At 64.6% G+C, this 14,842-nt stretch carries 13 protein-coding genes and 4 tRNA genes; 5 read left to right on the forward strand and 12 right to left on the reverse strand.

Annotated elements, in window-relative coordinates:
- Positions 1-30: 30 nt before the first annotated feature.
- The 12 genes from rpoB to THITH_RS13930 form a co-directional block, all read right to left on the reverse strand.
- Positions 31-4,107 (reverse strand): DNA-directed RNA polymerase subunit beta, encoded by a 4,077-nt coding sequence (gene rpoB, locus THITH_RS13875; RefSeq protein WP_006747215.1) that lies wholly within the window; start codon positions 4,105-4,107, stop codon positions 31-33.
- Positions 4,108-4,236: 129 nt separating this feature from the next.
- Entirely contained in the window at positions 4,237-4,614 is a 378-nt protein-coding gene (gene rplL / locus THITH_RS13880) for a 50S ribosomal protein L7/L12 (RefSeq protein WP_006747214.1), read from the reverse strand.
- A gap of 44 nt (positions 4,615-4,658) precedes the next feature.
- Positions 4,659-5,183, reverse strand: coding sequence for a 50S ribosomal protein L10 (gene rplJ / locus THITH_RS13885; protein ID WP_025367579.1), 525 nt, complete (start codon positions 5,181-5,183; stop codon positions 4,659-4,661).
- Between the two features lie 222 nt (positions 5,184-5,405).
- Positions 5,406-6,101 (reverse strand): 50S ribosomal protein L1, encoded by a 696-nt coding sequence (gene rplA / locus THITH_RS13890; RefSeq protein ID WP_006747212.1) that lies wholly within the window; start codon positions 6,099-6,101, stop codon positions 5,406-5,408.
- Between the two features lies 1 nt (position 6,102).
- Positions 6,103-6,534: a 50S ribosomal protein L11 gene (gene rplK, locus THITH_RS13895; protein ID WP_006747211.1), complete on the reverse strand. Its 432-nt coding sequence runs from the start codon at positions 6,532-6,534 to the stop codon at positions 6,103-6,105.
- 68 nt (positions 6,535-6,602) lie between these two features.
- A complete protein-coding gene (gene nusG, locus THITH_RS13900; RefSeq protein WP_006747210.1) occupies positions 6,603-7,136 on the reverse strand; it encodes a transcription termination/antitermination protein NusG in 534 nt (177 codons plus the stop codon).
- A 15-nt stretch (positions 7,137-7,151) separates the two neighbouring features.
- A complete protein-coding gene (gene secE, locus THITH_RS13905; RefSeq protein ID WP_006747209.1) occupies positions 7,152-7,520 on the reverse strand; it encodes a preprotein translocase subunit SecE in 369 nt (122 codons plus the stop codon).
- Positions 7,521-7,556: 36 nt separating this feature from the next.
- Positions 7,557-7,632, reverse strand: a tRNA-Trp gene (locus THITH_RS13910).
- 78 nt (positions 7,633-7,710) lie between these two features.
- Positions 7,711-8,901, reverse strand: a complete 1,191-nt coding sequence (tuf, locus tag THITH_RS13915; protein ID WP_006747208.1) for an elongation factor Tu — start codon at positions 8,899-8,901, stop codon at positions 7,711-7,713.
- Positions 8,902-8,975: 74 nt separating this feature from the next.
- Positions 8,976-9,051: transfer RNA gene (locus THITH_RS13920), tRNA-Thr, on the reverse strand.
- Positions 9,052-9,071: 20 nt separating this feature from the next.
- Positions 9,072-9,145 (reverse strand) — tRNA-Gly (locus THITH_RS13925).
- Between the two features lie 49 nt (positions 9,146-9,194).
- Positions 9,195-9,279 (reverse strand) — tRNA-Tyr (locus tag THITH_RS13930).
- 205 nt (positions 9,280-9,484) lie between these two features.
- Between THITH_RS13930 and pilB the strand changes: the two genes are divergently transcribed.
- The 5 genes from pilB to zapD all read left to right on the forward strand — a co-directional run bounded on the left by pilB (position 9,485) and on the right by zapD (position 14,825).
- Positions 9,485-11,197, forward strand: a complete 1,713-nt coding sequence (gene pilB, locus THITH_RS13935; RefSeq protein WP_006747207.1) for a type IV-A pilus assembly ATPase PilB — start codon at positions 9,485-9,487, stop codon at positions 11,195-11,197.
- Between the two features lie 7 nt (positions 11,198-11,204).
- Positions 11,205-12,413 carry a type II secretion system F family protein gene (locus tag THITH_RS13940; protein ID WP_006747206.1) on the forward strand — a complete coding sequence of 403 codons (1,209 nt, stop codon included), beginning with the start codon at positions 11,205-11,207 and terminating at the stop codon, positions 12,411-12,413.
- A gap of 61 nt (positions 12,414-12,474) precedes the next feature.
- Positions 12,475-13,326, forward strand: coding sequence for a prepilin peptidase (locus THITH_RS13945; RefSeq protein WP_025367580.1), 852 nt, complete (start codon positions 12,475-12,477; stop codon positions 13,324-13,326).
- On the forward strand, positions 13,323-13,934 hold the full coding sequence (gene coaE / locus THITH_RS13950) for a dephospho-CoA kinase (protein ID WP_006747204.1): 612 nt from the start codon (positions 13,323-13,325) through the stop codon (positions 13,932-13,934). The genes THITH_RS13945 and coaE overlap by 4 nt, the downstream gene beginning before the upstream one ends.
- Before the next feature lie 78 nt (positions 13,935-14,012).
- The gene (zapD, locus tag THITH_RS13955; protein ID WP_006747203.1) at positions 14,013-14,825 is read left to right on the forward strand and encodes a cell division protein ZapD; all 813 of its coding nucleotides are present in this window, start codon (positions 14,013-14,015) and stop codon (positions 14,823-14,825) included.
- Positions 14,826-14,842: the final 17 nt, after the last annotated feature.

Raw genomic sequence — 14,842 nt, forward strand, 5'->3', positions numbered from 1 at the left:
CCGCGATCGGGGCGGCCGGATGGGCTCGGCTCAGTCCTGTTCCAGCTCGATGTTGATGCCGAGCGCGCGGATCTCCTTCATCAGCACGTTGAAGGACTCCGGCACATTCGCCTCCATGTAGTGTTCGCCGTCGACGATGTTCTTGTACATCTTGTTGCGACCCTGCACATCGTCCGCCTTCACGGTCAGCATCTCCTGCAAGGTGTAAGCGGCGCCGTAGGCCTCGAGCGCCCAGACCTCCATCTCGCCGAAGCGCTGGCCGCCGAACTGGGCCTTGCCGCCCAGCGGCTGCTGGGTGACCAGCGAGTACGGTCCGGTGGAACGCGCGTGCATCTTGTCGTCGACCAGGTGGTTGAGCTTCAGCATGTGCATGTAGCCGACGGTCACCGGACGGTCGAAGGCATCGCCGGTCCGCCCGTCGTACAGCACCGCCTGGCCGGTCTCGGGCAGGTCGGCCAGGCGCAGCATCGCCTTGATCTCGTCCTCGTGCGCGCCGTCGAACACCGGCGTCGCCATCGGCACACCGCCACGCAGATTGCGGCAGAGCGTCAGGATTTCGGTATCGGAAAGCGTATCCAGATCCACCTTGCGCTCGCCGCGGGCGTAAATCTCGGCGAGAAACTCGCGCAAACGCGCGAGCTCGGCCTGCGCTTCGAGCATCCGGGCGATCTTCTGGCCCAGCCCCTTGGCCGCCCAGCCGAGGTGCACTTCCAGCACCTGCCCGACATTCATGCGCGACGGCACGCCCAGCGGGTTCAGCACGATGTCCACCGGCGTTCCGTCTTCGAGGAACGGCATGTCCTCTTCGGGAACGATCATCGAGATCACGCCCTTGTTGCCGTGCCGGCCGGCCATCTTGTCGCCCGGCTGCATGCGCCGCTTCACCGCGACGTAGACCTTCACCATCTTCTGCACGCCCGGAGGCAGGTCGTCGCCGGCGGCCAGCTTGGCCTTCTGGTGCTCGAAGCGCTTTTCGAACGCCTCCGCCTGCTCTTCGAGCTGGCGCCCGAGTTCCTCGAGCTGCGCGTTGCCCTCGTCGTCGCGCAGGCGGATCTCGAACCAGTGGTTGCGCGACAGCCCGGCCAAGTATTTCTTGGTGACCTTGGTGCCATCGACGAGCCCGTCCGGGCCACCGGCCGCCACCTTGTTCAGCAGCAACCGTTCCACGCGGGCGTAGATATCTTCCTCGTAGATGCGCTGCTGATCGCGCAGATCCTTGCGCACGCCCGCCAGATCCGATTCCTCGATCGACCGCGCACGCGCGTCCTTCTCGACGCCGTCGCGGGTGAACACGCGCACGTCGATCACCGTTCCCTCGATGCCGGAGGGCACGCGCAGCGAGGTATCCTTCACGTCGGACGCCTTCTCGCCGAAGATCGCGCGCAGCAGCTTCTCTTCCGGCGTCAGCTGGGTCTCGCCCTTCGGGGTGACCTTGCCGACCAGGATGTCGCCCGGGCGCACCTCGGCACCGACATAGACGATGCCGGATTCATCGAGCTTCGCGAGCAGCGACTCGGACACGTTCGGGATGTCCGCGGTGATCTCTTCCTGGCCGAGCTTGGTGTCGCGCGCGACACAGTTCAGCTCCTCGATGTGGATGGTCGTGAACCGGTCCTCCTGCACCACCCGCTCCGAGATCAGGATCGAGTCCTCGAAGTTGTAGCCGTTCCAGGGCATGAACGCGACCATCATGTTCTGGCCCAGCGCCAGCTCGCCCATGTCGGTCGAGGACCCGTCGGCGAGCACATCGCCACGCGCGAGCTCGTCGCCCACGCTCACCAGCGGGCGCTGGTTGATGCAGGTGTTCTGGTTGGAACGGGCGTACTTGGTCAGGTTGTAGATGTCGACCCCGGGTTCGCCGGCGGCGGTCTCGTCGTCGTTCACGCGCACCACGATCCGCGCCGCGTCGACCGAATCCACTGTGCCGCCGCGACGGGCCACGATCGAGGATCCGGAATCGATTGCGACGGTCCGCTCGATGCCGGTCCCGACCAGCGGCTTCTCGGCGCGCAGGCAGGGCACGGCCTGGCGCTGCATGTTCGAGCCCATCAGCGCGCGGTTCGCGTCGTCGTGCTCGAGGAACGGCACCAGTGCGGCTGCCACCGACACGATCTGCTTCGGCGACACGTCCATGAACTGGATCTTGTCGGGCGTCGAGATCGTGAACTCGTTCTGATACCGGCACGACACCAGATCGTCGGTCAGACGGCCCTGATCGTCCATCGCGGCGTTCGCCTGCGCGATCACGTACTGGCTTTCCTCGATCGCCGACAGGTAGACGATTTCGTCGGTGACCTGCCCGCCCTCGACCTTGCGGTACGGGGTTTCGAGGAAGCCGTAGCGGTTCGTGCGCGCGTACACGGCCAGCGAATTGATCAGACCGATGTTCGGACCTTCCGGCGTCTCGATCGGGCACACGCGGCCGTAATGCGTCGGATGCACGTCGCGCACCTCGAATCCGGCCCGCTCGCGGGTCAGGCCGCCGGGGCCCAGCGCCGAGATCCGGCGCTTGTGCGTCACCTCGGACAAGGGGTTGTTCTGGTCCATGAACTGCGACAGCTGCGAGGAGCCGAAGAACTCCTTGACCGCGGCCGCCACCGGCTTCGCGTTGATCAGCTCCTGCGGCATCAGCCCCTCGCTCTCGGCGACGGTCAGACGCTCCTTCACCGCGCGCTCGACCCGAACCAGCCCGAGCCGGAACTGGTTCTCGGCCATTTCGCCGACGCTGCGGATGCGGCGATTGCCGAGATGGTCGATGTCGTCGGTGGTGCCGATCCCGTTGCGCAGGTCGATCAGCACCTTCAGCACGTCGAGGATATCGTCGGGCGAAAGCACGCCCGCGCCCTCGTCGGTGTCGCGGCCCACCCGACGATTGAATTTCATCCGGCCGACCGCGGACAGGTCGTAGCGCTCCTCGGAAAAGAAGAGGTTGCCGAACAGGTTCTCGGCCGCGTCCTTGGTCGGCGGTTCGCCCGGGCGCATCACCCGGTAGATCTCCACCTGGGCCTCGAGCTGAGTACGGGTGGAATCCAGCCGCAGCGTGTCGGAGATGAACGATCCGCGGTCGTAATCGTTGGTGTAGATGATCTCGAACTGGCCGACGCCTTCGTCACGCAGCTTGTCCAGCAGACCCTCGGTGATCACCTCGTTGGCATCGGCGACGACTTCGCCGGTTTCCGTGTCGACGATGTTCCGCGCCAGCACACGCCCGACCAGATAGTCGTCGGGCACGTTCAGCGTGCGGATCCCGGCCTTCTCGATCTCGCGAATGTGCCGCGGCGTGATGCGCCGACCCGCCTCGACGATCATGCGATCGCCGTCGCGGATATCGACCACCGCGTTCTCGCCACGCAGGCGTTCCGGAATCAGTTCCAGCGCTGCCCCTGCTTCCTGCAGCTGAACGGTATTGAACTCGAAGAAGGTCTGCAGCACCTGCTCGGTGTCCATCGCCAGCGCGCGCAGCAGCACCGTCGCGGGCAGCTTTCGGCGCCGGTCGATACGCACGAACACCATGTCCTTCGCGTCGAACTCGAAATCCAGCCACGACCCCCGGTACGGGATGATCCGGGCATTGAACAGCAGCTTCTGCGAACTGTGGGTCTTGCCCTTGTCGTGGTCGAAAAACACGCCGGGCGAGCGATGCAACTGCGACACGATGACCCGCTCGGTGCCGTTGATCACGAAGGTGCCATTCTCGGTCATCAGAGGCAGTTCGCCCATGTAGACCTCCTGCTCCTTCACTTCCTTGACCACCGTGCTTCCGGCCGGCGCCTCCTTGTCGTGGATCACCAGCCGCAGCATCACACGCAGCGGCGCGGCATAGGTTACGCCGCGGATCTGGCATTCCTTGACGTCGAACATCGGCTCCCCGAGGCGGTAGCTCACGTATTCCAGCTGCACGTGACCGGAATAGCTGACGATCGGGAATACCGACTGAAACGCGGCATGCAGCCCCTTCGCCTCGCGACTCTCGGCCGGGAGGCTGTCCTGCAGGAAGTCGCGATACGACGCGAGCTGGGTCTCGAGCAGGTAGGGAACATCAAGGATTTGGGGGCGCTTGCCAAAATCCTTGCGGATGCGTTTCTTTTCGGTATAACTGAGGGCCATGGCATACCTCGGCAGCAACAGGGGTCATCGGGCGGCGCGGCGTCGCCACCACGGGACAAGGCTGGCGGACTTGCGGCCGCCAGCCTTGGGGTTTCGTGCTAACTCACGAAACAACTGACTGGAACGCCTTTACTTCAGCTCGACCGAGGCACCGGCCTCTTCCAGTTCTTTCTTCATCTTTTCGGCTTCTTCCTTGTTCGCGCCTTCCTTCACGGTGGTCGGCGCACCTTCGACCATGTCCTTCGCTTCCTTCAGGCCCAGACCGGTCAGCGCACGCACGACCTTGATCACGCCGACCTTGTTCGAGCCGAAGCTGGTCATCACGACGTTGAATTCGTCCTTGACTTCTTCTGCAGGGGCCTCGCCCGCAGCAGCGGCCGGCGCAGCCGCCACCGCAGCAGCGGCGGAGACGCCGAACTTTTCTTCCATTGCACTGATCAGGTCGACGATTTCCAGCACCGTCATGTTGCCGATCGTTTCCAGGATTTCCTCTTTCGAGACTGCCATGTGAATTCTCCTAATGGGCTAGCGCCCGACTATTCAGAAATGGTTCAGGCGGCTGCCTGCTTTTGATCACGGATCGCTGCGACGGTGCGCACCAGCTTGCCCGGCACCTCGTTCACGGTGCGGGCGAACTTGTCGAGCGGGGCCTTCATCACGGCCATCAGCAGACTGATGGCTTCGTCACGGGTGGGCATACTGGCGAGACGATCGAGATCGCCCGCGCCCAGCATCTGCCCGCCAAAGGACACCAGCTTGACTTGCAGCTTGTCGTGGGTCTTCGCGAAGGACTTCACCAGCCGTGCGGCGGACCCGGGCTCCTCCTTGCTGAACGCCAGCACCAGCGGACCCACCAGCCCCTGCTGCATGCATTCGAAGTCGGTTCCCTCCACCGCGCGCCGGGCGAGGCTGTTCTTCACGACCCGCAGGTAGACCCCCGACGACCGCGCCTGCTTGCGCAGTTCGGTCATCTGGCCCACCGTCAGACCACGGTATTCCGCTGCAACCGCGGAATGCGCCGAGGCAGCAACCGCGGCCAGTTCCGAGACAATCACCTTCTTGTCATCGAGATTCAAAGCCACGTTGACTTTCCTCCGTTGGGATCACCGAAATACAGGTGATCATTGCAAACCGGGGACAGGCCCCGGGGTATCTGGTGTTTCCCGCCGCAGGACATTCCTGAATCGGACGGACACCATCTGCGCAGGCTGGAATATTGAGCGGCGTACCGCGCCTGCGGTCTTGGATGGTCCGCCACCCCTGGGGTGGCGGCCGACCCAAAATCGATTCGTTTCGAATCAGAGGCTGAGCGTCGCCGGATCGACCTGAACGCCGGGGCCCATCGTCGACGACACGGTCACCCGGCGAACATAGACACCCTTGGCCGTCGAGGGCTTCAGCTTCATCAGGTCCGCGAGCAGCGCATTCAGGTTTTCGGTCAGCGCCTGGCTGTCGAAGTCCACCGCGCCGATGGAACAGTGAATGATGCCGCCCTTGTCGGTGCGGTAGCGCACCTGACCGCTTTTCGCGTTCTTCACCGCGGTGGCGACATCCGGCGTCACCGTCCCGACTTTCGGGTTCGGCATCAGACCGCGCGGACCCAGAATCTGACCCAGCTGCCCGACCACGCGCATCGCATCGGGCGACGCGATCACCACGTCGAAATTCAGCTCACCAGCCCGCACCTGCTCGGCCAGGTCGTCCATGCCGATGATGTCCGCGCCCGCTTCCCGCGCGGCATCGGCGTTGGCGCCCTGCGTGAACACCGCGACGCGGACCGTCTTTCCGGTGCCGTTGGGCAGCACGGTGGACCCACGCACGACCTGGTCCGACTTGCGCGGATCGACACCGAGGTTGACCGACACGTCGATCGATTCACGGAACTTGACCCCGGAGACCTCGCGCAGCAGATCGAAGGCTTCGCCGACCGGATACGCCTGGCCGGGATGCAGCTTCTCGCGGATCGTCTTCATCCGTTTGGACAGTTTCGCCATCTCAGACACCCTCCACGTCAAGGCCCATGCTGCGGGCGCTGCCGGCGATGGTGCGCACCGCCGCTTCCAGATCGGACGCGGTCAGGTCCGGTTCCTTCGTGCGCGCGATCTCCTCGAGCTGTTCGCGCGTCACCTTGCCGACCTTCTTGGTGTTCGGAGTGCCCGAGCCACTGCTGATACCCGCCGCCTTCTTCAGCAGGATCGCCGCTGGCGGCGTCTTGGTCACATAGGTGAAGCTGCGATCCGCGTAGACCGTGATCACCACCGGAATCGGCAACCCGGGCTCGATTCCCTGCGTGGCCGCGTTGAAGGCCTTGCAGAATTCCATGATGTTCACGCCGCGCTGACCGAGCGCCGGACCCACCGGCGGGCTCGGATTCGCCTTCCCGGCGGGAACCTGTAGCTTGATGTATGCCGCAATCTTCTTGGCCATGGTGTCTCCATCGGGTACAAACGCCTCGCGGCTCCCCGAAACGCGTTAACGCGCGGGCTGCACCCGCGTCAGGTTTTCTCGACTTGGTGGAACTCGAGCTCCACGGGCGTCGAGCGCCCAAAGATCTGCACCGCGACCAGCAGGCGGCTCTTGTCGTAATTGACCTCTTCGACCACACCGCTGAAGTCGTTGAACGGGCCGTCGGTGACGCGCACCATTTCGCCGACCTCGAACAGTACCTTGGGCCGCGGTTTCTCCGCGCCTTCCTGCATGCGCTGCAGGATCGCGTCGGCCTCTTTCTCGCTGATCGGCGCCGGCTTGTCGGCGGAGCCGCCGATGAAGCCGAGCACGCGCGGAACCGACTTCACCAGATGCCAGGCCTCGTCGTTCAGGTCCATCTGCACCAGCACGTAGCCGGGGAAGAACTTGCGCTCGCTCTTGCGCTTCTGCCCGTCCTTCATCTCGACCACCTCTTCGGTGGGCACGAGGATCTGGCCGAAATGATCCTGCATTCCGTAGCGTTCGATCCGCTCCTGCAGCGAACGCTTCACCTGCCCCTCGAAGCCGGAGAAGGCCTGAACCACATACCAGCGCAATGCCATGTCCGCCTCCCCTGCCTAGCCGATGAACTGCCGGATGATCCAGCCGAGCAGCGAGTCCAGCAGCCAGAGGAAGATACCGACGAGAATCACCACGCCGAGCACGATCAGCGTGGTCTGGGTGGTCTCGACCCGGGTCGGCCAGACCATCTTGCGCACTTCGGTGCGCGCGTTTCCGAGGAAACCCGCGAGTTGGCGGCCCTTGGCGGTCGTCATCGCAATGAAGACCGCGACCGCGACGACCCCGAGCAGGCCGAGCACGCGGACCAGCATCGACTCGGCGGCGAAATAGTAGAAGCCCATCACGCCGGCAATCAGCAGCGCGACAGCTGCGGAGAGCTTGACGGTGTCAAGCCCGCCTCCCGTCTGTTCCATCCGTTCACTCATGAGATCATCACCTGAGGCCCGTCGCCACCCGAAGGATGGCAGGCCAGGAGGGACTCGAACCCCCAACCTGCGGTTTTGGAGACCGCTGCTCTGCCAATTGAGCTACTGGCCTGTTGCTTGACTGCTTCCGAAAAGAACGCGGGAGACGGCGCCGGCCGCCTCCCGCAGTGACCTCGGCCCTACGAGTGTATCACTCGATGATCTTGGAGACGACGCCGGCGCCGACGGTGCGGCCACCCTCGCGAATCGCGAAGCGCAGCCCGTCTTCCATCGCAATCGGGCTGATCAGCGACACCGTCATTTTCACGTTGTCACCCGGCATCACCATCTCGACGCCTTCAGGAAGATCGCAGGAGCCCGTCACGTCCGTCGTCCGGAAATAAAACTGCGGACGATAGCCATTGAAAAACGGCGTGTGGCGTCCACCCTCGTCCTTGCCCAGAATGTACACCTCCGCCTCGAACTTCGTGTGCGGCGTGATCGATCCCGGCTTGCACAACACCTGACCGCGCTCCACGTCGTCACGCTTCGTCCCGCGCAGCAACACCCCGACGTTGTCGCCCGCCTGCCCCTGATCCAGCAGCTTGCGGAACATCTCCACACCCGTCACCGTGGTCTTCTGCGTGTCGCGAATGCCGACAATCTCGACCTCGTCGCCCACCTTCACAATCCCACGCTCGACCCGGCCCGTCACCACCGTGCCGCGGCCGGAAATCGAAAATACGTCTTCCACCGGCATCAAAAACGCACCGTCCACCGCACGCTCCGGCTCCGGAATGTACGAATCCAGCGCCGCCACCAGCTTGTCGATCGACTGCGAACCAATCTCGCTGTCGTCCCCCTCCAGCGCCTTCAGCGCCGATCCGGTGATGATCGGCGTGTCGTCGCCCGGGAAGTCATAGCTCGACAGCAGGTCCCGAACCTCCATCTCCACCAGCTCCAGAAGCTCGGCGTCGTCCACCATGTCCGCCTTGTTCAGGTATACCACGATGTACGGCACACCCACCTGACGCGCCAGCAGAATGTGCTCCCGCGTCTGCGGCATCGGACCGTCCGCCGCCGATACCACCAGGATCGCTCCGTCCATCTGCGCCGCACCCGTGATCATGTTCTTCACGTAGTCCGCGTGCCCAGGACAGTCCACGTGCGCATAATGCCGCGCATCGGTCTCGTACTCGACATGCGCCGTCGCAATCGTGATCCCGCGCGCCTTCTCTTCCGGCGCGTTGTCAATCTGGTCGTAGGCCTTCGACTCGCCACCAAACTTCTTCCCCTGCACCACCGTCAACGCCGCCGTCAGCGTCGTCTTCCCGTGGTCCACGTGACCAATCGTTCCCACATTCACATGCGGCTTCTTACGCTCGAATTTTTCCTTGGACATCGCTTCGATTCCCCGGGGTTGTGACGCTTGCCGTGTCGCTGACCACGACCGGTGCCGAATGCCTCGATACAGAATGGAGCCCATGACCGGATTTGAACCGGTGACCTCTTCCTTACCAAGGAAGTGCTCTACCGACTGAGCTACATGGGCAAACCCGTAGCCGACGGACCTGGAGCGGGTGATGGGAATCGAACCCACATCATCAGCTTGGAAGGCTGAGGTTCTACCATTGAACTACACCCGCAGAACCGATGCTGATCCACGCTACCGCCCGGCCCGCGGCAGAACTCGTTTGGTGGAGGGGGGAGGATTCGAACCTCCGAAGGCTGAGCCAGCAGATTTACAGTCTGCCCCCTTTGACCGCTCGGGAACCCCTCCTCAATCAAGCGGCGTATTCTGCGTGACCAGTCCACCCGAGTCAAGCCCTTGCCCGCCCCGACGTTCCGGGAGCGGCGGGCACACCGGAGCAGCACGCTGGCAGGCCACCGCCACGCGTCGAGATGTTCCATGTTGCCACTATTCTTTTGCGCCTATTTTGCCTACAGTGTCGACACGAGTGTTAAGGGAACGCACACTGAGGCCCATGCCGAATCCCGTCTCCTCCGCACGTCTGCCCGGGCTGGCGCGCCGCCTGGTGGACGCCGGTCTGGCCGAAGCAGCCGCGATGGCGGCGCTGGTCGACGAGGCCCGCGAACAGCAAACACCGCTGGTCGCGATGCTGGCCACGCGCACCAAGATCCCCGAGGGTCGGCTGGCGGAGGCCGCCGGAGAGGAGTTCGGGCTTCCGGTTTTCGACCTGGCGGCTTTCGACCGCGACCTGCTGCCGAAGGAACACCTGATCGAGAACCTGATCCGCAAGCATCACGCGCTGCCGCTGCTGCAACGCGGCAACCGGCTGTCGGTAGCGATCTCGGATCCCACCAACCTCTCCGCCACCGATGAATTCAAGTTTGCCACCGGGCTGAGCATCGAGACGGTGCTGGTCGAGCACAACAAGCTCGACCGGCTGATCGAGGACTCGATCAGCGCCGCGATGGCGATGATGGACGATCTCGACGACGACGGATTCGCCGAACTGGCGGTATCGGCCGGCGAGGAAGACCACGACGACGACGCCACCGAGGGCATCGACGATGCCCCGGTCGTGCGCTTCGTGAACAAGCTGATGCTCGACGCGATCCGGCGCAAGGCCTCCGATATCCACCTGGAGCCCTACGAAAAGGATTTCCGCGTCCGCTTTCGCATCGACGGCATGCTCTACGATGTCGGACATCCCCCGATCAGCCTGGCGCCGCGAATTATCGCGCGCGTGAAGGTGATGTCCCGGATGGACATTGCCGAGCGGCGCATCCCCCAGGACGGCCGGATCAAGCTGAAACTCTCGCGCAGCCGGGCAATCGACTTCCGTGTCAGTAGCTGCCCGACGCTGTACGGCGAGAAGATCGTGATGCGCATCCTCGACTCCGACGCCGCCATGCTCAGCATCGATGTGCTGGGCTTCGACGAAGAACAGAAGAAACAGTACCTGCGCGCGTTGAGCCGCCCGTACGGGATGATCCTCGTCACCGGCCCGACCGGCTCGGGGAAGACGGTGTCGCTGTACACCGGTCTCGGCATCCTGAACACCAACGACCGGAACATCTCCACCGCCGAGGATCCGGCCGAAATCAATATGCCGGGGATCAACCAGGTCAACGTTCACCCGAAGATCGGGCTGACCTTCGCCAACGCTCTGCGCGCGTTCCTGCGCCAGGATCCGGACGTGATCATGGTCGGCGAAATACGCGATCTCGAGACCGCGGAAATCGCGATCAAGGCGGCCCAGACGGGTCACCTCGTATTGTCGACGCTGCACACCAACGACGCGCCGCAGACGCTGACGCGGCTCGCGAACATGGGGGTGCCGGCCTACAACCTCGCGTCGTCGATCCTGTTGATCATCGCCCAACGCCTGGCCCGGCGGCTGTGCCCGGCCTGCAAGGAACCCGAACAGCTCCCCGAAGATGTGTTGCTCAAGGAGGGCTTCAGCCCTGGCGACATCTCCGAGGGCATCACGCTCTACCGGCCGGTCGGCTGCGACCAGTGCACCGATGGCTATAAGGGGCGGGTGGGCATCTATCAGGTGCTGCCGATCTCGGAAAACATGCAGCGGCTGATCCTCGAGGGTGGCAACAGCATGCAGATGGCGGAGCAGGCCGAGCGCGAGGGTGTAAACGACCTGCGCCTTGCAGGCCTGCTGAAGGCCCGGGCCGGGGTGACGAGCCTCGAGGAAATCAACCGAGTGACCACGGACTGACGCACCCATGGCAGAGACCGAGACAATCTTTATCTGGGAGGGCCTGAACAAGAAAGGGACTCGCGTGAAAGGCGAGACCCCGGCCGACAGCGAAATGCTCGCGCGAGCGGAGCTGCGCCGTAACGGCATCAACGTTCTGAAGATCCGCAAGAAGCCGAAGTCGCTGTTTTCGACCAAGAAGCGGATCAAGCCGGTCGACATCGCCTATTTCCTGCGTCAGATGACGACGATGCTCAGCTCCGGCGTACCGCTGGTGCAGGCGTTCGACATCGTCGGGCGCGGGCACGAGAACCCGACGATGTCGGCGCTGATCATGGACCTGAAGTCCTCGGTCGAGGGGGGCGAGACCTTCGCAGCGGCGCTGGCCAAGCATCCGCGACACTTCGACGATCTGGTGACCAACCTGGTCGAGGCCGGTGAACAGTCGGGCACGCTGGAAACCCTGCTCGACAAGGTCGCGACCTACAAGGAGAAGACCGAAAGCCTCAAGGCCAAGATCAAGAAGGCGATGTTCTATCCCGCCGCGGTGATCGTGGTTGCGATCGTCGTGACCGCAATCCTGCTGATCTTCGTGGTGCCTCAGTTCGAGGCGCTGTTCGTCGGCTTCGGCGCGGACCTGCCGGCGTTCACCCGCATGGTCGTGAACCTCTCGGAATTCGTGCAGGCATGGTGGTGGGCCATACTCGCGGCAATGGTCGCGATTGGCTTTGTCTTCGTTCAGCTGCGGCGGCGATCGCCCCGGTTCAGCCGCTTCGTCGACCTCGCGGTGCTGCGGATACCCGCGATCGGGCCGATCCTGCGCAAGGCGGCGGTGGCGCGGTTCGCCCGGACGCTGTCGACGATGTTCGCGGCGGGCGTGCCGCTGGTCGAGGCGCTGCGCTCGGTGGCCGGAGCGACCGGCAACGCCCTCTACGCCGAGGCCACCGAGCGGATGCGCGAGGAGACCGCGGCCGGGGCCCAGCTGCAATGGTCGATGCGCAACACCAACGTCTTCCCGAACATGGTCGTGCAGATGGTCGCGATCGGCGAAGAATCCGGCTCGCTCGACTCGATGCTCGCGAAGGTCGCCGATTTCTACGAGGAGGAGGTCGACAACGCAGTGGACAGCCTGTCCAGCCTGCTCGAGCCGCTGATCATGGTTGTGCTCGGGGTGCTGATCGGCGGCCTGGTCATCGCGATGTACCTGCCGATCTTCATGCTGGGCCAGGTGATCTAGTGGCGCGTGCCCGGCGCTGGTCCGGGGACGCCGGGGCTGCAGTTGCGACACTCAGCCGATGATGCTCTGGACTGAAGTGCCCGCTGCCTGGGCGATTCCGGCGGTGGCCGTGCTCGGCCTGATCGTCGGCAGCTTCCTGAACGTGGTGATCCACCGGCTTCCGCGGATGATGCAGCGCGAGTGGGAACACGAGGCGCGTGCAATCCTGGAACAGCCCGAGGCCCCCGAATCGCCGCGCTACGACCTCTGGTGGCCGCGCTCGCAGTGCCCTCATTGCGGGCGCGCGATCCGCGCCCGGGAGAACATCCCGGTACTCAGCTTCCTGCTGCTGCGGGCGCGCTGCCCGGGCTGCGGCGGCCGGATTTCCTGGCAATACCCGCTGGTGGAGCTGCTCACCGCCGCGCTGTTCGCGGTCACCGTCTGGCAGCTCGGTGTCGGCATCGCCGGCCTCGCGGCCCTCGCCCTCACCGGGGTGCTGATCGCCGCGGCCGGGGTCGACGCGCGCACCACATTGCTCCCGGACCAGTTGACGTTGCCGCTGCTCTGGCTGGGCCTGGTCGCGAACCTGTTCGGGCTGTTCACCGACCTCGAATCCGCGGTGATCGGAGCGGTCGCCGGCTACCTGGCGCTCTGGGCGGTCTACCACGGCTTCCGGCTGCTGACCGGCAAGGAAGGCATGGGCTTCGGCGATTTCAAGCTGCTCGCCGCACTGGGCGCCTGGCTCGGCTGGCAGGCACTGCCGCTGATCCTGCTGCTCGCCTCGCTGGCAGGGGCGATCGTCGGCATCGCACTGATCCTGCTGCGCGGGCGCGACCGCAACGTGCCGATCCCGTTCGGTCCCTATCTGGCCGCGGCCGGATGGCTGGCGCTGATCTGGGGCGACACGCTGATCGCCGCGTATCTGCCGCCGTGACCATCCTCCGGATCGGCCTGACCGGAGGGATCGGCAGCGGCAAGACCCGGGTCGCCGAGTTCTTCGAGGCAATCGGCGCACCGGTGATCGACACCGATCGCCTCTCCCGCGAACTCCTCGCACCCGGGCAGCCGCTGCTCGAACGGATCTTCCGCGAGTTCGGCCACGGGCTGCGCCGTGCCGACGGCAGCCTCGACCGGGCGGCACTGCGCCGGCGCATCTTCGCCGACCCATCGCTGCGCGCGCGGCTCGAGGCCATCACCCATCCGGCGATCGGCCGGTCCATGGAAGAACGGATCGCCGGACTACACCCATCGGCGGCGTACGTCGTGCTGGTCATTCCGCTGCTGCTGGAGGCGGGCTGGCAGGACCGGGTCGACCGCATCCTGGTGGTCGACTGCCCCGAGGAGGTGCAGGTACAGCGGATCATGACGCGGGATCGTGTCGATGAGCGCGCCGCATGGACGATGGTCCGCACCCAGGCCCCGCGAAAGGCACGGCTGAGCGTGGCCGACGACCTTATCGACAACAGCCAGACCGACGGGCTCGCGGCACTCGAAAACCGGGTGCGGGAGCTCGACCGAATCTACCGGAGCACGGCCGGCTGATTCCTCGGCACGGATCCGGCTGAGGGCGTTGACGCAGGTCGCAGCTTCGACCGGGACGGGTGGAAATGCACCGCGGACATGCCCGATACTGGGCAGCCATTCGCCGGACTGGATGCTTTGACCGAATCCATACTGACATTCGAGCAACCGTTGCACGAGCGCGTGCGCCTGCTGCTGCGCATGGAAACGCTGATCGATCGGTTCCGCCAGACCAGCCTCGAAGGCCGGGACTATGATCACCACCATGCGCTGATGGTGCTGGTCGATATCTATTCCCTGGCCGGTCGTGTCGACGTGAAGCGCGAACTGATGGGCGAAATCGAACGCCAGATCGCGAATTTGAACCGGCTATCGACCCAGTCCGGCGTCGACCAGGAACGGCTCACGCTGACCATGCAGGGGCAACGGCGGCTGCTCGGGCGGCTCGAGGACCAGGTCGGCGCACTCGACCAGCGCATCAAGGGCAACGAGTTCTTCACCAGCATACGGCAGCGGACCGCACTCCCCGGCGGCGCCTGCGACTTCGACCTGCCGATTTATCACTACTGGCTGTCACAGCCTGCAGCTGCCCGCGAAGAACTGCTGCTCGAGTGGTTCCAGCCATTGGAGACCGTCGCCGAGGCCATCACCCAGGTGCTGACCTTCATGCGCGCAGCCGGACACCCGCACCAGGTGATCGGGCACGACGGCTACTACGAGCAGTCCCTGGACACGAACTATGCCTGGCAGCTGATCCGGGTCTCGGTGACCGCCGACCTGCAGTGCTACCCGGAGATCAGCGCCGGGCGCCAGCGATTCACCGTCCGCTTCCTGGATCCGGGCGACTTCCACGACCGCCCGCGGATCGTTGGCCGCGACATCCCGTTCCAGCTGAGCTGCTGCGCGATCTAGCGCCCCGACCGGCGGAG

Source organism: Thioalkalivibrio paradoxus ARh 1 (assembly GCF_000227685.2).
Taxonomy (GTDB): Bacteria; Pseudomonadota; Gammaproteobacteria; order Ectothiorhodospirales; family Ectothiorhodospiraceae; genus Thioalkalivibrio; species Thioalkalivibrio paradoxus.

What these genes read in the sequence shown, in the direction of transcription:
- rpoB (WP_006747215.1), bottom strand. Translation starts at nt 4,107, where the DNA reads ATGGCCCTCAGTTATACCGAAAAGAAACGCATCCGCAAGGATTTTGGC.
- rplL (WP_006747214.1), bottom strand. Translation starts at nt 4,614, where the DNA reads ATGGCAGTCTCGAAAGAGGAAATCCTGGAAACGATCGGCAACATGACG.
- rplA (WP_006747212.1), bottom strand. Translation starts at nt 6,101, where the DNA reads ATGGCGAAACTGTCCAAACGGATGAAGACGATCCGCGAGAAGCTGCAT.
- rplK (WP_006747211.1), bottom strand. Translation starts at nt 6,534, where the DNA reads ATGGCCAAGAAGATTGCGGCATACATCAAGCTACAGGTTCCCGCCGGG.
- nusG (WP_006747210.1), bottom strand. Translation starts at nt 7,136, where the DNA reads ATGGCATTGCGCTGGTATGTGGTTCAGGCCTTCTCCGGCTTCGAGGGG.
- secE (WP_006747209.1), bottom strand. Translation starts at nt 7,520, where the DNA reads ATGAGTGAACGGATGGAACAGACGGGAGGCGGGCTTGACACCGTCAAG.
- tuf (WP_006747208.1), bottom strand. Translation starts at nt 8,901, where the DNA reads ATGTCCAAGGAAAAATTCGAGCGTAAGAAGCCGCATGTGAATGTGGGA.
- pilB (WP_006747207.1), top strand. Translation starts at nt 9,485, where the DNA reads ATGCCGAATCCCGTCTCCTCCGCACGTCTGCCCGGGCTGGCGCGCCGC.
- THITH_RS13940 (WP_006747206.1), top strand. Translation starts at nt 11,205, where the DNA reads ATGGCAGAGACCGAGACAATCTTTATCTGGGAGGGCCTGAACAAGAAA.
- THITH_RS13945 (WP_025367580.1), top strand. Translation starts at nt 12,475, where the DNA reads ATGCTCTGGACTGAAGTGCCCGCTGCCTGGGCGATTCCGGCGGTGGCC.
- zapD (WP_006747203.1), top strand. Translation starts at nt 14,013, where the DNA reads ATGCCCGATACTGGGCAGCCATTCGCCGGACTGGATGCTTTGACCGAA.